Source organism: Marinicauda sp. Alg238-R41 (assembly GCF_947331485.1).
GTDB lineage: Bacteria > Pseudomonadota > Alphaproteobacteria > Caulobacterales > Maricaulaceae > Marinicauda > Marinicauda pacifica.
The window spans coordinates 936,798-955,279 of sequence record NZ_CAMZOJ010000001.1 but is presented as its reverse complement, the minus strand read 5'-3'; the positions used below and the strand labels follow the sequence as shown (position 1 = coordinate 955,279).

The window sequence follows — 18,482 nt, the reverse complement described above, 5'->3', positions numbered from 1 at the left end:
AGGCTGCGATACAGCGCCGTGCGGCGCTGCATGAACGTGTGCCATCGAAGCGGCCGCCCGGTGGCTGGCCCAGTGACTGACATCGCCGTTGCGCGGCTCGCAGGCGTGCTCAGTTCAGCGCGCTGCGCCCCTCGATGAGGCTCTCCACCACGTCGGCATCAGCCAGTGTCGAGGTATCGCCCAGCGTGTCCACCTCGCCCTCCGCGATCTTGCGCAGGATACGCCGCATGATCTTGCCGGACCGGGTCTTGGGCAGAGCGCGCGCGAACTGGATTACGTCCGGGCTCGCCACCGGGCCGATCTCGGTACGCACATGCGATTTAAGCTCGGCGGCGGTGTGGGACGTCGGCTCCAGTCCGGCATTCAGGGTGACATAGCAATACACGCCCTGCCCCTTGATCTCGTGGGGATAGCCGACGACCGCGGCCTCCGCGACGAGGGGGTGAGCCACCAGCGCGCTCTCGATCTCCGCGGTGCCCAGCCTGTGGCCGGACACGTTCAGCACGTCATCGACACGGCCGGTGATCCACCAGTAACCGTCCGCATCGCGGCGCGCGCCGTCGCCGGTGAAATAGAGCCCGCGATAGGCGGTAAAATAGGTTTCCGCGAAGCGTTCGTGATCGCCGTAGACGGTGCGCATCTGGCCGGGCCAGCTCGATTTCAGGACCAGATTGCCGGAAATGTCGCCCTCGCCCTCCACGAAATTACCGTCCGCATCGACCAGGGCCGGCTCGATCCCGAACATGGGAAAGCTCGCCGCGCCCGGCTTCAGATCGTGCGCGCCGGGCAGCGGCGTGATCAGGCAGCCTCCGGTCTCGGTCTGCCACCAGGTGTCGACGATCGGACAGCGCCCCTCGCCGACCACCTCGTGATACCAGCGCCAGGCCTCGGGATTGATCGGTTCGCCCACCGTGCCCAGAAGGCGCAGCGAGGAGCGGTCGTGTCTCTTCACCGGTTCGTCGCCTTCGCGCATCAGGGCGCGCAGCGCGGTCGGCGCGGTATAGAGCACGCTGACCTTGTGTTTCGCCACGATGCGCCAGAAGCGGTCCGGGCCCGGCCAGGTCGGGACGCCTTCGAACATCAGCGTCGTCGCGCCGTTGGCGAGCGGGCCGTAAGCAAGATAGGTGTGGCCGGTGACCCAGCCGATATCGGCGCTGCACCAGAACACCTCCCCGCGCTTCATCTCGAACACGGTATCGAAGGTCAGCGCGGCCCAAAGCAGATAGCCGCCAGTCGTGTGCAGCACGCCCTTGGGCTTTCCGGTCGAACCGGACGTGTAAAGAATGAAGAGCGGGTCTTCGGCCTTCATCGGCTCCGGGTCGCACCGCGCATCGACCTCAAGGGCCAGATCGTGATGCCAGTGATCGCGCCCCGTGACCCAGGGCACACCGGCCCCGGTATGGCGCACGCACAGCACGGCGCGCACCCCCGAAGCGATCTCCAGCGCCTTGTCGACGTTTTCCTTCAGCGCGATCGGCTTGCCCCCGCGCACGCCCTGGTCGGCCGTGACCACGAATTCGCTGCGGCAATCGGTGATCCGGCCGGCCAGCGCCTCGGGCGAGAAGCCGCCGAACACCACGGAGTGGACCGCGCCGATCCGCGTGCAGGCCAGCATGGCATAGAGCGCCTCGGGGATCATCGGCATGTAGAGCGTGACACGGTCGCCCTTGCGCACGCCGATCGCCTTGAGTTCGTTGGCAAACCGGCAGACATGGTTGTGCAGTTGGGCGTAGGTCAACGAATGGTGGAAGCCGGGATTGTCGCCCTCCCAGATCAGCGCGACATCGCTGCCCCGGCTCTCCAGATGCCGGTCAAGGCAGTTGTAGGAGACATTGAGGACACCGTCCTCGAACCATTTGATGGAGAGGCTGTCCGGGTCCCAGTCGACCTCGCTGATTGTCTGCGGCGTTCTGATCCAGTCCAGCCGGCCGAGCTCCTCGCGCCAGAACCCGTCCGGATCCTCGATCGAGCGCCGGTAGCGGGCTTCGTAGACCTCCCGCGTGACACGGGCGTGATCGCGCACATAGATGTCGGACACAGGCACCAGGGAGGGGGCACTGGCCGGCTTCGGACTGGACGCATCCATAAAGCCGCTCTCCTTTAAGAGCTAGAAACTGTATTTGGTCGAGAAGGTGAACCGGGACAGGGAGCCGGACTCGCCGCTCTCCAGCTCGCGTTCGCCGAACAGGACCTCGGCGCCCACCGTGACGCCCGGGGCCAGCGTGACCAGATAGGCGCCGAAGGCCGAATAGACCCGGCGGGTCGCCGACAGGCCGGTCAGCGTCACATCGTTGTCCGCTTCCAGGTGAGAATAGCCCAGCGATACGCGGCGGCCTTCGCCAAGGCTCTGGCGCCAGGCCACCAGCCCGCCATAGGACGGGATGGCGTCCAGCTCGTTGCTCGCCGTCACGACCGCGCCATTGACCGCATTCAGGCCGATATAGCGGCCCATCCCCTCGCCGCCGGCGAGGCTGAAGCGCAGGTCGGAGCCTTCGCCGAGTTCGATCCGGCCCTGGGCGGCCAGGCCCCAGCCGAACGTGTTGGCCTCGACCCCGGGCCCGTCGACCGCGAGGTCGCGTGCCAGGGCGGAAAGCGAGAGATTGCCCCAGTCGCCCCCATGATTGTAGCGCGCCACGAGGTCGGGCATCGCGCCCTGGCCGGCATCGATGCGGCCCCCGCCGCCGAACGGCGTGACGGTGGTATCCGGGTTCTCGACGGAGAACTGGAAATTGCCCGCCGTGTAGCGGATCTGCGCCTGGCGCACGAAGATCATGCCGTCCGAGGCCACGAGGAAGCTCGCGCTTTCGGGAATGGCGCTGGTGTTCTGGAAGGTCGACCAGTCCTGACCGATCCGCCAGTTGCCCACCTGCGCCCAAGCCACGCGCATGCGCGGATTGTAGGAGTTGGATACGCGCTCATCGCCGCCCGGCGAGCCCAGGAAGTCGAACTCGAGCCGGCTCGTGACCGGACCGAAATCGGTCGGCGTTTCGGTGGTGAAGAAGAAGCGCGAGCCCTGCGCGGTAAAATCGGTGAACGCATCGCCCGCATTGCCCGTGCCGACGGGAATCGCGCCGGGGATGTAGAAATCACGCGCAATCGAAGTCGGCGCGATCTGGCCGTCATTCAGATCGGTCGCATGCGCATCCAGATCGATGAAGCCGCCATAGCCCACGCGCGTATTGCCGGCCATGAAGCCGTTCGCGTCCGGACTGGCCGCCGCGGTCGTGGCCACCGGGGCAGTCTCGCGCCGTTCCAGCTCGATGACGCGGTCGCCGGTCTGCTCACTGGTTTCGCGCACTTCGGCAAGATCGTCGCGCAAGGCGCCGATCATGGCTTCGAGTTCTGCGATACGCGCTTCAAGCGCGTCGACATCCTGCGCGACGCCCGCGCCGGCCGAGACCAGACTCAAGGCCGCCGCGCCGGCGCCAGAGTACAAGACCCGCTTGAAAGTCGATCCAAAGGCCATGAGGCCGCCCTCCCTTTTGTGAACGCGCCGTTTTCGGCGTCGCCGCAGGAGTATCGGGAGCGGGAAGCGCGCCCGGTATTGGCCATTGGTATGAAACCGGCGCGGTCGGCCTTAGACTTTAGGCGTATGGCGACGCAGCCCGGTGCAGCGTAAACCTGTCTCTCTTGGAAGGGGCTTGCATGAGCGATCGCATCATTCTGGCCGACGACCACCCGCTGTTTCGCGCAGCCTTGGTTCAGGCGGTTCACCGCGTGCTGCCAGGGGCCGACATTGTGGAAGCGGGCAGCCTGGCCGAGGCGCGTGACGCGCTCGGCGACGGGGCCAGCTTGATCTGCCTCGACCTGCACATGTGCGATTCCACCGGCTTTATCGGCCTGACCGAGCTCCGCCAGGATTTTCCGGCCATCCCCGTCGTCGTGATCTCGGCCAGCGAAGCGCCCGGTATCGGGGCGCGCGCGCTTGAATTTGGCGCGTCCGGCTTCATTCCGAAGACGGCCGGGCTGGACACGCTGGTCGAAGCGCTCAGGGCCGTGCTCGCCGGAGACATCTGGGCGCTCGACGACGCGGACGAGCTCAGCGGGGAAGCCGCCGACGCAACGGCCCGGCTCGCCAGCCTGACCCCCGCCCAGATGCGCGTGCTTCAGGGCGTCGCTGCAGGAAAGCTGAACAAGCAGATCGCGTTCGAGATGGCGATCACCGAAGCCACGGTGAAAGCCCATATCACCGCGGTCTTCCGCAAGCTCGGGGTGATCAACCGGACCCAGGCCACCCTGGTCGCGCGCGCGCTCGATGTGGAGCCGCCTGCGGCCTGAGCGGTCAGGCTCCGCGTCCGGCCCGGCGCTTCATCGCTGCCAGGCTCGCGCGCAGGGCTGCCGGGGCCAGGGGCTTGGACAGCACGTCGAGCGCGCTGCGCGCCGCCGCATCGCGCACCGCAGCGCCGCGCTCTGCGGTCGCCAGCAGGCCGGGCGGGCGGACGCCCCACTGAAGGCAGAGCCGCTCATAGAGTTCCGGGCCGGTCTCGTCCTCCTCCAGCTGGTAGTCGAGCACGGCCACATCCGGCGCATTCCCGCCAAAGGCGTCCATCGCCTCTTTGCCGCCCGGCACGCCCTCCACCTCGCAACCCCAGCGCCGCATCGCGTCCACGCCCGCTTCCAGCACGCCCGGATCGTCCTCCACATAGAGCACCCGCAAGCCGTCCAGCGAGGCCCCGGCGCGGCGCGAGCCCGCGTTGGTGCGCGCGGCCCGCCCGCTGGCGCGGGGAATGACGACCTGGAAACACGTGCCGTGGCCGACTTCGGACTGGACCCGGATCGGGTGGCCGAGCCGCTTCACGATCCGGTCGACGATCGCCAGCCCGAGTCCAAGCCCACGATCCTCGCGCGTGCTGCGCGAGCCGCGCTCGAATTCGCGAAACACGCGCTCGCGCTCGTCCTCGCCAATGCCCGGTCCGGTGTCGTAGACACATAACGTCACCGCGTCCGCGCTGCGCCGCGCCCCGACCAGGACCCGCCCGGTCTCGGTGTAGCGCACCGCGTTCGACACCAGATTCTGCAGCACGCTCGTCATCAGGCCACGATCGGAATAGACGCTCAGCCGGTTGGCTACGCTCGTTAGCTCCACTCCCTTGGCCGCGGCCCGAGGCGCGAACTGGTTCGCGGTATCCTCGATCAGCAATCCAAGAGAGAAGACGCTCAGATTCGGCGTCACCCCGCCCGCATCCAGGCGCGAAATATCCAGAAGCGCGCGCAGCAGCTGGTCGGCATTCTCGATCGCCCGGTCGATCCGGCGCGCGAGATCGCGGGGCCGGTCGGCCGCAGCCTCCATCTCCTGCTCCAGCGCACTGGTCAGCAGGCGGGCGGCCGATAGAGGCTGCAACAAGTCATGGCTCGCCGCGGCCAGGAATCGGGTCTTCGACGCGGTGGCCGCTTCCGCCTCCCGGCGCGCAATCTCCAGGTCGCGCGCCAGTTCCAGCCGCGCCTGGCTTTCCGCGCGCAGCGCGGCGGTACGCGCCTCGACCTTCTCCTCCAGCGTCTCGTAGGCGCGCTTCAGGCCGATTTCGGCTTCCCGGCGCGCCGTCACGTCCTGGTAGACGCCATAGAAACCCAGCACCGTCCCGTTCTCGATGCGCGGCTGGTAGACCAGCTGCCAGATCCGGTCGCGTCCGCGCGCATCGGGATGCGTGACGTCGAATTCCTGACGCTGGCCTTGCAGCGCCGCATCCATGAAGCCCTTGCGCTGGTGAAATTCAGTCTCGCCAAGATAGGCGCTCATCGGCTGACCGATGGCGCTCCTGTCGATGGCGAAGAAGTCCAGATAAGCCTGGTTGGCAAACTGCAGGCGGTAGTCGCGATCGGCATAGGACAGGAGGGCGGGCACGTTGTCGGTGTAGAACCGGACGGAACGTTCGCTCTCTTCCAGCGCATCGCGCGAGGAGCGGATTTTCTCCCCCGTCTCGTCGAGCAGGGCGACGACCTCGTCCGGGCTGATGCGTGCGCCCTGGACCACGCGGGTCATCAGGACCCGGGCCGAGGCCGCGCCGACCGAGCGCGCCAGGCGCGCCTCGGCCAGTCCGGCGAGGGCCGGAGTCAGCGTGTCGCCCGATTTCAACTCACGGCCCAGCGCACTTTCGAAACTGTCCAGGGAGGCGCGCGCCTCCTCCTCGCCCAACACCCGCATCAGGAGCAATTCCAGGTCGGCGACACGCGTGCCGCTCGCGACCGGGTCGCGTTCCTGGGCGGCATTCTCCGCCCGGATGAAGGCGTCGGCCTGGATGTAATCGACCAGCCCGGTGCGCCGGAACGCCACTGCCGCAATGAAGGCGAAGGTGTTCAGCGCAAGCGAGGTGAGCGCGGCGAAGGCGAACGGGTCAACGCCCGCTGGCGCGATGGGCGCCAGACCGGCATAGGCCGGCGCCAGGATCAGCACGACCCAGCACAGCCCGCCCACACCGATGCCGGCCAGCGCGCCGGGCCGGCTCGCTCCGCGCCAGTACAGGCCGAAGATCAGGGCCGGACCGAGCTGGGCCGCGCCCGCAAACGCGATCAGCCCGATGCTGGAGAGCCCGCTGGGCGCCTGCATTCCGCTGTGAAACAGGTAGGCCAGCGCGACCACGCCCACGATGGCGAGCCGCCTGTAGGTCAGGAGGCGCCGCGCCAGGCCTTCCTCGCTCGACCGGTGGCCCTTGCGCAGCAGAAGCGGGCCGAGCACGTCGTTGACGACCATGGTGGACAGGGCCAGCGAGGCGATGGTCACCATCCCCGCCGAAGCCGACAATCCGCCCAGGAAAGACAGGAGGGCCAGCCCGTCGCGCCCGGCATCCACCGGCAGGGCGAGGATCAGCGAGTCCGGGTTCGCTCCCGGCAGGCGCGCCGTCCCGGCCAGCGCGACCGGCAAGGCAACGAGCGCCACGACGCCGAGATAGGCGGGAAAGGCCCAGCGTGCGGTGCGCGTATCTCCGGCGCGTCCGGCCTCGACCACGCTCATGTGAAACTGGCGCGGCAGGCAGAGCGCGGCCAGCGCGGCCAGAAGCGTCAGCGTCCAGAACCGCAGATCCAGGCTGGAGCCGGCCAGCGCAAGAGCCGCCGGGGCCTGCGCGCGCTCGCCCTCCGGCATCTGGGTCCACAACCCCCAGGCAAACAGGCCGATTGCCAGCATCGCGACCAGCTTGACCAGGCTCTCTACCGCCACGGCGAGGGCCAGGCCGCGATTGCCGGTGCCCAGATCGGGCCGGCGCGCGCCGAACAGAAGCGCGAAGGCGGCAAACGCGATCGCGCACGCCAGCGCGGCGTCGAACTCGATCGGCCGCTGCAGCAGGATTTCCAGGCTCGCCGCCGCCGAACGCAATTGCAGCGCGATATAGGGCAGAGAGGCCAATACCAGGAGAGAGCTGGCCAACGCGCCGACCGAGGCCGACTTGCCAAATCGGGCAGACAGGAAATCGGCGATGGAGGCGGTGTTGTGCTCGCGGCCCAGCCGCACCATCCGGTGAACCAGCGGATGGGCGAGGCCAAAGATCAGCGCCGGCCCCAGATAGATCGGCAGATAGTCCCAGCCATTGCGGCTGGCCTCGCCCACTGCGCCATAAAAGGTCCAGCTGGTGCAGTACACGCCGAGCCCGAACGCGTAGATCGCCGGGCGCAGGGCGCGATGCCGGGTGATCGGGGCGGCACGCGCCTCGCCGACCGCCGCGATGGCAAACAGCACCGCGACATAGACCACGCACCATAAAAGCGTCTCAGTCAGGCCCAATCGCGTCGCCTCCCGGCTGCCATCCTATCGTGGCCCGCGCGTATAAAGAAAGGTGGCGGTGTCCGGGCCGGACACCGCCACCAGGTCTCCCCGGGGGGGGGAGGAGGCCCGCTACTCGGCGGGGGCCGGGGCCGGGCCGGTCACGGCAGGTTGATCGACCGAGGGGATGCGGATTTCCTCGACGAGGTCCTGCACGTCTTGGGGCGGTGCCGAAGTCAGGAGGGCGACACCGATCGAGACGACGAAGCTCACGATCATCCCGACAGTGCCGAAGCCTTCCGGCGAGATGCCCAGGAACCACTCGCTTTCCACGCCGGCGCCGAAGCTCGGCATCAGACCGACCAGGCCCAGGAGGCCGATCACCGCCAGGCCGACCCCGCCCGCGGCAAAGCCCATCGAGCCGCGCGTGCCGTCGCCCCGGTCTCTCGTTCCGAAATACAGGACGGCGAAGGCCAGCGCGCCGAGCAGGGCACACGCCCCGATCACGCCCGAACCGAAGCCGATCTTGAAATGGACGATGTAGATGCCCGTCAGGACCAGGCCCGTGGCCATCCCGGCAATGGCGCCTTCCTTGTTCATCCGCTTCCAGAAGATGCCCAGGAAGATGGCCGGGAAGAAGCTGGCCGCCGCCAGGCCGAAGGCGAACGCCACCACGGCCGCCACGAAGCCGGGCGGGTTGATCCCGGCATAGATCGCCACGACGACCGCGCCGACCGCCGCGAGGCGGGCCACCAGCAATTCCTGCGTATCGCTCATGCCCCTGAACAGGACCTTGCGGCAGAGATCGTGACTGACCGCCGAGGAAATGACCATCAGCAGGCCGGCTGCCGTCGACAGGGCGGCCGCAAGCCCGCCGGCCACGACAAGGCCAATCACCCAGCTCGGCAGATTACCGATCTCCGGATTGGCGAGCACGAAGATGTCGCGGTCCAGCGTGGTGACCTCGTTGGCCTCCGCGTCGGCCCGGTACTGGATCCGCCCGTCATCATTCTTGTCGGTGAACCCCAGCAGGCCCGCACGTTCCCAGTTATAGAACCATTGCGGGGTCGCGTCCTCGCCCAGCGAGTCCGCCGTCACTTCACCCCGGCGCACGTCGACCGAGTACTCGGACTCGTTGACCGTTTCGATGAAGTTGGACCGGGCAAACACCGCCACGGCCGGTGCGGTCGTGTACAGGATGGCGATGAAGACCAGTGCCCAGCCGGCCGACTTGCGCGCGTCCGACGCCGTGGGAACGGTGAAGAAGCGGATGATGACGTGGGGCAGACCGGCCGTTCCCACCATCAGAGCCAGCGTGATCGCGAACACGTCGATCATCGCCTTGGCCCCCTCTGTATAGGGCTGGAATCCGAGATCGGTCATCGTCGTATCGAGCTTCTGCAGAAGCGGCGTGCCGTCTTGCGCGTTGCCGATGAAACCCAGCTGGGGGATGGGCGACCCGGTGATCTGCAGCGACAGGAAGATCGCCGGAACCATGAAGGCGAAGATCAGGACGCAGTACTGGGCGACCTGGGTATAGGTGATCCCCTTCATCCCGCCGAGCGTTGCGTAGAACAGCACGATGATCGCGCCGATGATGACGCCCGCCTCGATCGGCACATTGAGGAAGTTGGTGAAGGCGATGCCGACGCCGCGCATCTGCCCGGCGATGTAGGTGAACGAGATGAAGAGCGCACAGATCACGGCGACGATCCGCGCCGCGTGGCTGTAATACCGGTCGCCGACGAAATCGGGCACGGTGAACTTGCCGAACTTGCGCAGATACGGCGCCAGCAGCAAGGCCAGCAGCACGTAGCCGCCGGTCCAGCCCATCAGGAAGACCGATCCGTCATAGCCCATGAAGGCGACCAGACCGGCCATCGACAGGAATGAGGCTGCGCTCATCCAGTCGGCCGCCGTGGCCATGCCGTTGAAGACCGGGTGCACGTCATGACCGGCCACGTAGAAATCGTTGGTGGTACCGGCGCGCGCCCAGACGGCGATGGCGATGTAGAGCCCGAAGCTGGAGATGACGAAGAACGCCGTCCAGAACAGGGTCGGAGAAAGTCCCAGAATATCCATGATCGCCTCCCTCAGCCCTGATCCAGCTCTTTGGCCATACGTTGCTCCATGCGGTGCATGAGGGCGCTGTAGACAAAGATCAGAACGACAAAGACGTAGATGGAGCCTTGCTGGGCGAACCAGAATCCGAGCGGCGCGCCGCCGATGGAAAACTGGTCGAGCACATCGCGGAACAGGATTCCGGCCCCGAAGGACACCGCAAACCAGATCGCGAGCAGAATCGCCATCAATGTCAGATTTTCACGCCAGTAACGCTTGCCGCGCTCTACGCTCATGACCGGGCGGGTCGTCGGCCCGGCCTGATCGGTCTCGTGGACACTCGCCATGATATCTCTCCTCCCGTCTCGGCCGGTTTTCCGGCTCCAAAGGCGAGAGTGGCAAAATCATGGCCCGGTCGCACACCCCGACCTTGGTCTAAGCGCGGGGGCCGAAGCGAACGCTGAGCTGTGTTTTCTAATGCGCGGCGGGGGTCTCGTGGGCCTCGGCGTCCGGGGCGTCATCGCTCGGGGCCGCCGGCGGCTGGCTGGGTGTGCCGCCGGTTGCTTGCGGGGCAAGCTCGACCAGGACTTCCGTGCCGTTTGCGGGCGGATCGGGCAGCACGGTGCGGAAGCGCTCCAGTGCGCCGGCGGCCAGCTCTGGACTCTCCAGAAGCACCGTCCATTCGACCAGAACCGCGCCGTCGGCGTCCAGCACGGCGGCGCGCAGCGGGGTGACCGGGCGTTCGCGCCCCGTCACATTGACCAGCGCGCCCTCGATGGCGAGCGCCGGTGTGCCCCGCGCCTCGATCCGCTCGACGACGAGTTCATGCACTTCCAGCCCGTGCGGATTCACCGTCATGCCCACGCTGGCATACACGTTGGCGGCACGCGGGAAGGCCTGCACCACATCGACGCGGAACAGCCAGGCCCCGGCCATGATGACGACGAACAGGGCCGCGACAGCGGCCCAGCCGGCGCCCTCGGTCGCCAGGCGCGCCTGGCGGCGGCGCGATTCGGCGCGCTCGCGGATGACCTCGTGGGGCTTCTTGGGTTCTTCCGGTACCGGTTCGGGGGCCGGCGCACCGGCCTCGAAGGGCTGCTCGAGCGTCAGCGCGTCGTCATCGACCGTCCACACATGGGAACAGGATGCACAGCGCACGCGCCCGCCCCTGCGGGCCAGGGCCTGCGGGTCGGCGCGATATTTTGCATCGCAGCTCGGGCACGTGACGATCATGGACGACAGCCTCTGTCCTCTTGCATAGTCTGCTTCGCACTCCTGCCGCCACTGCGCAATGACAAGGCCGATCCATCCATGAACGAGGACGGGCGACCCGGCCCCGACATCTCTGGCGAAGCCGGCTCGGCGCCGGCAGTCCGCTTCGACGGCGTAGGCATGCGCTACGGGCGTGGCGCAGAAGTGCTGCGCGATATCAGCTTTGGTTTACCGCGCGGAAGTTTCCAGTTTCTGACCGGACCGTCCGGCGCCGGCAAAACTTCACTGTTAAAACTCATCTATCTCGCCGAACGCCCCAGCTCCGGTTTCGTCTCGCTCTTCGGACGGGACACCGCGCTGCTGGATCGCGATTCGCTGCCCGATCTGCGCAAGCGCATCGGCGTCATCTTCCAGGACTTCCGCCTGCTTGAGCACCTGACCGTGTTCGAGAATGTCGCCCTGCCGCTGCGTGTCGCCGGCCAGGCGCGCAAGAGCTACGCGGAAGATGTGCAGGAATTGCTGCACTGGGTCGGTCTCGGCGAACGCATCGATGCCTTTCCGCCCACATTGTCGGGCGGGGAGAAGCAGCGCGCCGCGATCGCGCGTGCCGTCGTGTCCAAGCCCGATCTGCTGATCGCGGACGAGCCGACCGGAAATGTCGATCCGGCCATGGCAAGGCGCCTGCTGCGCCTGTTCGTGGAGCTCAACAAGCTGGGCACGACCGTCCTGATCGCCAGTCACGACATCTCGCTCGTGCGCTCGCTGGATGTCCCGATCTTCGAACTGCATGACGGCATGCTCAGCGTCAGCGGAGGGACACGATGAGCGAGACCGTCCAGCGTTCCGCCCCGCTCCTGCCGCCCGATGCCGGGCGGGACCGCCCCCTGTTTGCGGTCGCCGCCATCCTGGTTTTCCTGGCCTGCCTGGCCGCGCTGGGCGCGGCCGGAGCCTGGCAGGCCAGCGAGGGGTGGACGCAGCAGCTGACCACCGAAGTCACCGTCCAGATATTCCCCGGCGAGGACCGCGACGCGGACGCGGATGCGCAGAGCGCCGGCGAGCGGCTGGCCACTCTGCCCGGCGTGACCGGCATCGATGTGCGCTCGCGCGACCAGGCCGAGGCGCTGCTCCGTCCCTGGCTCGGCTCGGGAGGCCTGCCCGAGGACCTGCCCGTGCCGCGACTGATCGCGGTGACCATCGATCCTGAGAATCCCCCGGTCGAGGGCGCCTTTGCGGCCCGGCTCGAGGATCAGGGCTATGAATTCGTGGTCGACCGGCACGGCAACTGGGCCGGCGCGGTTGAACGCGCCGCGGCGGCGGTGCGCTATTTCGCCCTCGGCCTCGTCGTCCTGCTGACCCTTGCCGCAGCGGCTGTCGTGGCGTTCGCCGCACGCGCCTCGCTGGCTGCGCGCTGGGATGTGGCGGAGGCCCTTCACCTGGTCGGCGCGCGCGACAGTTTCATCGCCTCGCTGTTCCAGCGCCGCTTCTTCTTCCTGGGGCTCAAGGCCGGGCTGGTCGGTGCGATCGGCGCCGCGCTGTCGGCCTGGGGCCTGGCGCTCGTCGGCGGGACGGCCGGCACGCTCTTCTTTTTGCCCAGCCTGGAGCTGGGCTGGGTCGCGGTCGCCATCCCGCCCTTCGCCGCCCTGGTGTCCGGGCTGATCGCGGCCCTGGCGGCGCGCAGCGCCGTCGATACCGCCCTGAAGGCGCGGTGGTCGTGATGGGTGGTTTTTCGCCTCATCCTCGCCGCAAGCGCGCGTCAGCCTACCTTCCGATCCGGCGATACGAAGGCCGGCACTGCGAAGGGGTGTAAGACCGCCATGCTGTCCGTTCTCAGATTTGTCGCCTTCGTGGTGGTGGTCAGCGCGCTCGTCGGCTTCGCGCTCTTCGTGCGAACCGGCATGGCCAATCCTCCCGGCCCGCCGCCGCAAGCCGATGGCATCGTCGTGCTGACCGGCGGCGAAGGCCGCGTCGTCAGCGCGGTCGAGCTTCTTCAGGCCGGGCATGGCAGCCGCCTGTTGATCTCGGGGGCCAATCCCGATGTCGGTCTGGATGCCGTGCGCGAAGCGTCCGGGGCCACGCGCAGCCTGTTTGCCTGCTGCATCGATGTCGGTCAGGAAGCGGCCAACACGATCGGCAACGCCGAGGAAGCCGCGCGCTGGGCGCGCGGCAATGGATTTTCCTCTCTCATCGTGGTCACCTCCGACTACCACATGCCCCGCGCCATGCTGGAATTGCACGCCGCGATGCCCGCGGTTGCGCTGACCCCGCGTGCGGTGAAAGGCCCGCCGCCCTGGACCGATGCGCGTACCGCACGGCGCTGGGTGGTGGAATTCTTCAAGTACGCTGCGGTATATGCCCGGGAATCGGTGCGTCTGCGGCGCGCCTGAACACCCTGGGGAGGGGAGCTGCATGCATATCGTCGGCTCGGCGATCTTCGTCACCTGGATGTACTTGCTCATGGCGGTGATGGGCCTGGTCTGCGCGCCCGCCCTGCTGGGACCGCGCAGCTGGGCGCTCGCCTGCCTGCGTTTCTATCTGGTGCTGGTGTTCGCCGGGCTGCGCGTCCTGTGCGGGGTCAGCTATGAGGTCCGCGGCCGCGAGCACCTGCCGCGCGGCGGCGCGCTGATCGCCTCCAAGCACCAGTCCATGTTCGAGACGCTCGCCTTCTGGTGCATCCTGGACGACCCGGCCATTATTCTGAAGAAGGAGCTCAAGCACCTGCCCGTCTTCGGCTGGTATGCGATGAAGCTGAAGAATGTCGCGGTGGACCGCTCGGCCGGCTCGAAGGCCCTGCGCGATATGCTGAAGCAGGCGCGCGAGCGGGCGGCGCAAGGCCGTCAGATCGTCATCTTCCCCCAGGGCACCCGCGTGGCCCCCGGCGGGATCGAGAGCTACAAGCCTGGCATTGCCGGGCTCTACAGTGCGATGAAGGTGGCGTGCGTGCCCGTGGCCCTCAATTCCGGACAGCACTGGCCCGGTTCGGGCTTCGTGCGCACGCCGGGCCGCATCGTGATCGAATTCCTGCCCGCCATCGAGCCGGGCCTGCCCAAGGAGGCCTTCATGCGCGAGCTTGAAACCCGCATCGAAACGGCGTCCGCGCGCCTGCTGCAGGCCGGCCGCTCATGATGGGATTTCTCAGACCCGCCGGTGACACCGCCCCCTCGCGTGCCCGCATGATCGCACCGTTCGCGATCCTCCTCGTCGTCCTCGCCATCTACACCGTCTACTGGATGTATGCCGCCGGTCAGGTGCGCGGCTGGACCGAGCGCTGGATCGAGAGCCAGGAAGCGGTCGGCTACGATATCGATCACGCCCGCATTCGCGTCGGCGGTTACCCGCTGCGCTTTACCCTGGATGTCGCCGCGCCCGAGATCGCTGCACCGCAGGGCGAAGGCGGCTGGCAGGCCCGCTTCGACCGCCTCAGCGCCAGCGCCATGCCGTGGAATTTCAATCACTGGATCGTCACGCTGGGCGGCCCGATGACGCTGGCCGTGGAAGCGGACGGGGCGCCTGCCCTCTACCGCGCCGATGCGGCCGATGCCCGGCTTTCCATCAATTCGAGCGGCGAAGGCACGCAGCGTATCGGCATCGAGCTGGAAAACCTCGTCATCGATACGATTGACGGTCCGGTCTCTCCGGTCATGGCGATGCAGCGCCTCGACCTGACCGGCATCCTCAACGATGCCGACGAGCTGAGCACCCGCTTCGAGGCGCAGAATGTCCGATTCTCGGCCGGAACGCTCGAGCCTGAACTCGCCGCCGCCTTCGGCCCGACCGCGTCGCTGGTCCGGTTCGACGGTGCCGTGACCGCCTGGAGCGCGCTGGCCACCGAAGGCGATGCGCGCGACTGGGCGCGCTCGGGCGGCGAGCTGCGCATCGGCGCGGCCCAGCTGGTCTGGGGTCCGGCCTCGCTTGGCGGCACCGGGGAGATCCAGCTCGACACGATGCTGCGCCCGGCCGGGCGCCTGTCGGTCGTGATCTCCGACCCGGAGAGCCTGGTGGAAGCCATGGTGGAGGCGCGCCTGGTCCAGTCCGGCCAGGGCGACGCCCTGCGCCTGGCGGCCATGATGGCGCCGCGCCGCGATGGCGGGGTCGCGCTGCCGCTGCGCTTTCAGGACGGCGGTATCTTCCTCGGTCCGGCCCGCATCGGCAGCGTCGGCGCGATCGACTAGGCGGAGCCGCTTAGGCCGCCTGCGCCTTGAACGCTTCCAGCGCCTCGACCACACGGCGGTTGGCATCGGCCTCGCCGATGGAGATGCGCAGCGCATTGGCCAGCTTGTAGGGGGCCAGCCCGCGCACGACGAGACCGCGCTCGGCCAGGAAGCGCTCGGCGTCCTGGGCGGTCTGGCCCGGCGTGTCGGAGAAGTGGACGAGCACGAAATTGCACACGGACGGCGTCACGTCATAGCCCAGCCCGCCCAGCTGCTGGTGGAAATAGGCCAGCCACTCGTCGTTATGCGTCTTCGACAGCTTGAGAAACTCGCGATCGCCCATCGCCGCCGTACCCGCCTCGATGGCCGGCAGGTTCACGTTGAACGGTCCGCGCACGCGGTGGATCACGTCGACGATCTCACTCGGCCCGTACATCCAGCCCAGGCGGATACCGGCTAGGCCGTGAATCTTGGAGAAGGTCCGCGTCACGACCGTGTTGGCGTATTCGTCCACCATCGCCATGCCCGAGGCATAGTCGGACGCATCGACGAACTCGGTATAGGCCGAATCCAGCACCAGCAGCGTGTCTTCAGGCAGGCCCTCGCGCAGGCGGCGCACTTCGGATTCGGGAATATAGGTGCCGGTCGGATTGTTCGGGTTGGCCAGGAAGACGATCTTCGCATCCTCGCCCGCTGCTTCCAGCAGCGTGTCCACATCGGCGCGGTAGGCGTTTTCCTTCGCGCTGACGAGCTCGGCTCCGCACTGCTTGGCCACCAGCGAATAGACCAGGAAGCCGTACTCGTTCTGCACCACCTTGTTGCCCGGGTTCAGATAGCCGCGTCCGATCAGCTGCAGCAGCTCGTCGGAGCCGGCCCCGCACACGATGCGCGCCGCATCGAGGCCCTCGGCCTCGGCAATGGCCTCGCGCAGCTTCGTCGCGCCGCCGTCGGGATAGAGGTGCAGCGACTGGGTTGCCATGCGGTAGGCCTCGGCCGCTTTCGGGCTGCATCCCAGCGCGTTCTCGTTCGAGGACAGCTTGACGGCACCGTCCGGCGCGCTGGCGCCCGGCTTGTACGGCGTGATGTCCAGAAGACCGGGGCGGGGCTGCAGGCTCATGGCGCGTCTCTTTCTTGCATCGGTGGCACGGACCGGCCCAGCGGCCGGCGTCGGGCTGGAGATAGACCGGCCGCCGCCCGGCCTTCAAGCGCTTTGCTGCGCACGCGCTCGGCCTGGCCCGGACGCACCGCTCCGACATGCTTGACCGCCTCCACCAGAATGAGGCCGCCAAAGGCCGGGAAGATCTTTTCCCCGATCGCCTCCAGGCTCTCCGACAGGCGCGGACCGCAGGTCCAGCCCCAGGGCGGGGTGTAGAGCGCGTTGGCCCAGGCCACCGGCTCGAACAGCGCCCCGGTCAGAAGCTCGGAGAGCTGGGAGCGCGAGAAGGGCCGGCCATGACCGAACGGCGTGGAATCGGCGCGCGACCAGATTCCGGCCCGGTGCGCGCACACGATCACCATGCGCCCTTCCGGTGCCATCACGCGCCACAGCTCGCGCAGCAATTTTCGCGGATCGGCGGATTCCTCCAGCGCATGGGCCAGCAGCATCCGGTCGAACACCGCTTCGGCAAAGGGCAGGCGCGCCTCGCCGCCGAGCACCGTCAGGGACGGGCCGTCCGGGCGCTCCGGCCAGCGCACCGCGCCCTGGGCTTCGGGCATGTGAACCACCGTGCGCCGCGCCTGCTCGCGCCAGGCATCCATGAAGGGCAGCGGATAGCCATAGGCTCCCACGTCCAGCCCGGTCAGATCCGGCCACAGCGCGCCCAGCCGGCGCCGGACCATGGCGCGGGCCGCATGGCCGCGCTTGGTGCGGTAGAACCGTTCGATCCACAGCGCATCGGTACGCATCGCCGCCTGCCTCCCTGAATTGGGGTCAACACAACACGGTCTAGATGATAAATACGCCCGGACAAAAGGCCCGCGCCAAGCTGATCGCCGCACTGCAAGGAAAGCCTCATGCTGCTCGACGTCCACATCATCGAATGTCTCGAAGACAATTACGCCTATCTGCTGCGATGCGCGAATTCGGGACGCACGGTGATCGTCGACACGCCCGATCCCGACAAGATCCTGGAAGAAGCCGGCAAGATCGGCTGGGACATCGACGAGATCTGGAACACCCACCATCACTGGGACCATGCCGGCGGCAATGACAAGATCCGCGAAGCGACCGGCGCCAAGGTCGTGGCCGCCGCCTCCGAGGCCGACAAGATCGGCCATGTCGACCGGATGGTGAGCCATGGCGATTATCTTCGGGTGGGCGAGAACGAGGCCGAAGTACTCGATGTCGGCGGCCACACCAGCGGGCATGTCGCCTTCTATTTCGGCGGCGCCGACACGGTCTTCACCGGCGACACCCTGTTCAACTTAGGCTGCGGGCGGATGTTTGAGGGCGATCCCGAGCAATTCCTGGCGAGCCTGCAGCGCCTCAAGCACCTGCCGGGCGCGACCTCGGTCTATTGCGGCCACGAATACACGGTGAAGAACGGCGAATTCGCCCTCACCGTCGATCCCGACAACACGCTGCTTCAGGCCTATGTCCAGATGGCAAAGGAAAAGCGCGCGCGTAACGAGCCCACCGTGCCCAGCACGATTCGCGCTGAACGCGGCGCCAACCCCTTCCTGCGCTGGGATGATCCGGTGCTGCGCGGCCGGTTGAACATGGACGAGGCGCGCGACGCCGAGGTCTTTGCCGAACTGCGCCGACGCAAGGATGCATTCTGATGGTGTCAGCCCTCTCCGGCGATCTTGGCGTCAACGAGATCGTGCGCCTGCTCGACATGTCCCCTCATCCCGAAGGCGGATATTATGTGGAGACGTTCCGTGATGCGCCCGGCCCGGACGGGCGCGCGCGCTCGACCGCGATCTATTTCCTGCTGCCCGCCGGCGAGGTCAGCGCCTGGCACCGGGTCGACGCCGCGGAAATCTGGCTGTGGCACGCCGGCGGCCCGCTCTCCATGACGCGCTCGGACGACGGCGTGAGCGCGCAGTCCTTCCATCTCGGCCCGGACCTGCGCGCCGGCCAGCGGCCCCAGGCCGTCATTCCGGCCCATAGCTGGCAGACGGCCGAAACTCTCGGCGCCTGGACGCTCGTGAGCTGCGTCGTCGCCCCGGGCTTCGAGTTTTCAGGTTTCGAAATGGCCCCGGAGGATTGGCGTCCGGGGTAAACCCTCGTCAGAGTCCGCACGCCCTCTTTCCTGACGAAAGTCAGGAGCCAGGGGAGGACACGATGCCGGCACCGAATGACGGCGCGTCATGATCTCTGGATCCCGGCCTGCGCCGGGAAGCGCTTGTTTTATAATATATCCTTG

General features: G+C 67.6%; 16 protein-coding genes. 8 read left to right on the top strand and 8 right to left on the bottom strand.

What is annotated here, in order from left to right; translation table 11 throughout:
- Window positions 1-109 precede the first annotated feature (109 nt).
- Window positions 110-2,086 (bottom strand): acetate--CoA ligase, encoded by a 1,977-nt coding sequence (acs, locus tag PGP17_RS04415; RefSeq protein ID WP_270374388.1) that lies wholly within the window; start codon window positions 2,084-2,086, stop codon window positions 110-112.
- Between the two features lie 21 nt (window positions 2,087-2,107).
- A complete protein-coding gene (locus tag PGP17_RS04410) occupies window positions 2,108-3,466 on the bottom strand; it encodes a DcaP family trimeric outer membrane transporter (protein ID WP_270374387.1) in 1,359 nt (452 codons plus the stop codon).
- Between the two features lie 179 nt (window positions 3,467-3,645).
- Between PGP17_RS04410 and PGP17_RS04405 the strand changes: the two genes are divergently transcribed.
- Window positions 3,646-4,278: a LuxR C-terminal-related transcriptional regulator gene (locus tag PGP17_RS04405; RefSeq protein ID WP_135945270.1), complete on the top strand. Its 633-nt coding sequence runs from the start codon at window positions 3,646-3,648 to the stop codon at window positions 4,276-4,278.
- A gap of 4 nt (window positions 4,279-4,282) precedes the next feature.
- Here the strand turns inward: PGP17_RS04405 and PGP17_RS04400 are convergent, their stop codons facing one another.
- From PGP17_RS04400 to PGP17_RS04385, 4 genes are all read right to left on the bottom strand, one after another.
- A complete protein-coding gene (locus PGP17_RS04400; RefSeq protein ID WP_270374386.1) occupies window positions 4,283-7,714 on the bottom strand; it encodes an ATP-binding protein in 3,432 nt (1,143 codons plus the stop codon).
- A gap of 111 nt (window positions 7,715-7,825) precedes the next feature.
- Window positions 7,826-9,775, bottom strand: coding sequence for a sodium:solute symporter family protein (locus PGP17_RS04395; protein ID WP_135945272.1), 1,950 nt, complete (start codon window positions 9,773-9,775; stop codon window positions 7,826-7,828).
- An 11-nt stretch (window positions 9,776-9,786) separates the two neighbouring features.
- Window positions 9,787-10,050 carry a DUF4212 domain-containing protein gene (locus PGP17_RS04390; protein ID WP_135945694.1) on the bottom strand — a complete coding sequence of 88 codons (264 nt, stop codon included), beginning with the start codon at window positions 10,048-10,050 and terminating at the stop codon, window positions 9,787-9,789.
- Window positions 10,051-10,228: 178 nt separating this feature from the next.
- Window positions 10,229-10,987 carry a zinc-ribbon domain-containing protein gene (locus PGP17_RS04385; protein WP_270374385.1) on the bottom strand — a complete coding sequence of 253 codons (759 nt, stop codon included), beginning with the start codon at window positions 10,985-10,987 and terminating at the stop codon, window positions 10,229-10,231.
- Between the two features lie 78 nt (window positions 10,988-11,065).
- On the opposite strand from PGP17_RS04385, the gene ftsE reads away from it, so the two are divergent.
- From ftsE to PGP17_RS04360, 5 genes are all read left to right on the top strand, one after another.
- Window positions 11,066-11,791, top strand: coding sequence for a cell division ATP-binding protein FtsE (gene ftsE, locus PGP17_RS04380; RefSeq protein ID WP_270374384.1), 726 nt, complete (start codon window positions 11,066-11,068; stop codon window positions 11,789-11,791).
- Window positions 11,788-12,681: a cell division protein FtsX gene (locus tag PGP17_RS04375; RefSeq protein ID WP_270374383.1), complete on the top strand. Its 894-nt coding sequence runs from the start codon at window positions 11,788-11,790 to the stop codon at window positions 12,679-12,681. The genes ftsE and PGP17_RS04375 overlap by 4 nt, the downstream gene beginning before the upstream one ends.
- A 99-nt stretch (window positions 12,682-12,780) precedes the next feature.
- Window positions 12,781-13,350 (top strand): YdcF family protein, encoded by a 570-nt coding sequence (locus tag PGP17_RS04370; protein ID WP_270374382.1) that lies wholly within the window; start codon window positions 12,781-12,783, stop codon window positions 13,348-13,350.
- 22 nt (window positions 13,351-13,372) lie between these two features.
- Window positions 13,373-14,089, top strand: a complete 717-nt coding sequence (locus PGP17_RS04365) for a lysophospholipid acyltransferase family protein (protein WP_270374381.1) — start codon at window positions 13,373-13,375, stop codon at window positions 14,087-14,089.
- Window positions 14,086-15,135: a DUF2125 domain-containing protein gene (locus PGP17_RS04360; protein ID WP_270374380.1), complete on the top strand. Its 1,050-nt coding sequence runs from the start codon at window positions 14,086-14,088 to the stop codon at window positions 15,133-15,135. Before PGP17_RS04365 ends, PGP17_RS04360 begins: the two co-directional genes overlap by 4 nt.
- Window positions 15,136-15,145: 10 nt before the next feature.
- Here PGP17_RS04360 and hisC read toward each other — a convergent pair whose 3' ends face one another.
- Together hisC and PGP17_RS04350 are read right to left on the bottom strand one after the other, a co-directional pair.
- Window positions 15,146-16,231, bottom strand: coding sequence for a histidinol-phosphate transaminase (gene hisC, locus PGP17_RS04355; protein WP_270374379.1), 1,086 nt, complete (start codon window positions 16,229-16,231; stop codon window positions 15,146-15,148).
- On the bottom strand, window positions 16,228-17,019 hold the full coding sequence (locus PGP17_RS04350) for a class I SAM-dependent methyltransferase (RefSeq protein ID WP_270374378.1): 792 nt from the start codon (window positions 17,017-17,019) through the stop codon (window positions 16,228-16,230). The genes hisC and PGP17_RS04350 overlap by 4 nt, the downstream gene beginning before the upstream one ends.
- Before the next feature lie 108 nt (window positions 17,020-17,127).
- Between PGP17_RS04350 and gloB the strand changes: the two genes are divergently transcribed.
- On the top strand, window positions 17,128-17,895 hold the full coding sequence (gene gloB, locus PGP17_RS04345; protein WP_270374377.1) for a hydroxyacylglutathione hydrolase: 768 nt from the start codon (window positions 17,128-17,130) through the stop codon (window positions 17,893-17,895).
- Complete coding sequence (locus tag PGP17_RS04340; RefSeq protein ID WP_270374376.1) at window positions 17,895-18,338, top strand: cupin domain-containing protein; 444 nt, start codon at window positions 17,895-17,897, stop codon at window positions 18,336-18,338. Before gloB ends, PGP17_RS04340 begins: the two co-directional genes overlap by 1 nt.
- Window positions 18,339-18,482 lie beyond the last annotated feature (144 nt).

Bases quoted from the DNA above. Each gene is read 5' to 3' on its own strand.
- acs (WP_270374388.1), bottom strand. From the start codon at position 2,086: ATGGATGCGTCCAGTCCGAAGCCGGCCAGTGCCCCCTCCCTGGTGCCT.
- PGP17_RS04410 (WP_270374387.1), bottom strand. From the start codon at position 3,466: ATGGCCTTTGGATCGACTTTCAAGCGGGTCTTGTACTCTGGCGCCGGC.
- PGP17_RS04405 (WP_135945270.1), top strand. From the start codon at position 3,646: ATGAGCGATCGCATCATTCTGGCCGACGACCACCCGCTGTTTCGCGCA.
- PGP17_RS04395 (WP_135945272.1), bottom strand. From the start codon at position 9,775: ATGGATATTCTGGGACTTTCTCCGACCCTGTTCTGGACGGCGTTCTTC.
- PGP17_RS04390 (WP_135945694.1), bottom strand. From the start codon at position 10,050: ATGAGCGTAGAGCGCGGCAAGCGTTACTGGCGTGAAAATCTGACATTG.
- PGP17_RS04385 (WP_270374385.1), bottom strand. From the start codon at position 10,987: ATGATCGTCACGTGCCCGAGCTGCGATGCAAAATATCGCGCCGACCCG.
- ftsE (WP_270374384.1), top strand. From the start codon at position 11,066: ATGAACGAGGACGGGCGACCCGGCCCCGACATCTCTGGCGAAGCCGGC.
- PGP17_RS04375 (WP_270374383.1), top strand. From the start codon at position 11,788: ATGAGCGAGACCGTCCAGCGTTCCGCCCCGCTCCTGCCGCCCGATGCC.
- PGP17_RS04370 (WP_270374382.1), top strand. From the start codon at position 12,781: ATGCTGTCCGTTCTCAGATTTGTCGCCTTCGTGGTGGTGGTCAGCGCG.
- PGP17_RS04365 (WP_270374381.1), top strand. From the start codon at position 13,373: ATGCATATCGTCGGCTCGGCGATCTTCGTCACCTGGATGTACTTGCTC.
- PGP17_RS04360 (WP_270374380.1), top strand. From the start codon at position 14,086: ATGATGGGATTTCTCAGACCCGCCGGTGACACCGCCCCCTCGCGTGCC.
- hisC (WP_270374379.1), bottom strand. From the start codon at position 16,231: ATGAGCCTGCAGCCCCGCCCCGGTCTTCTGGACATCACGCCGTACAAG.
- PGP17_RS04350 (WP_270374378.1), bottom strand. From the start codon at position 17,019: ATGCGTACCGATGCGCTGTGGATCGAACGGTTCTACCGCACCAAGCGC.
- gloB (WP_270374377.1), top strand. From the start codon at position 17,128: ATGCTGCTCGACGTCCACATCATCGAATGTCTCGAAGACAATTACGCC.
- PGP17_RS04340 (WP_270374376.1), top strand. From the start codon at position 17,895: ATGGTGTCAGCCCTCTCCGGCGATCTTGGCGTCAACGAGATCGTGCGC.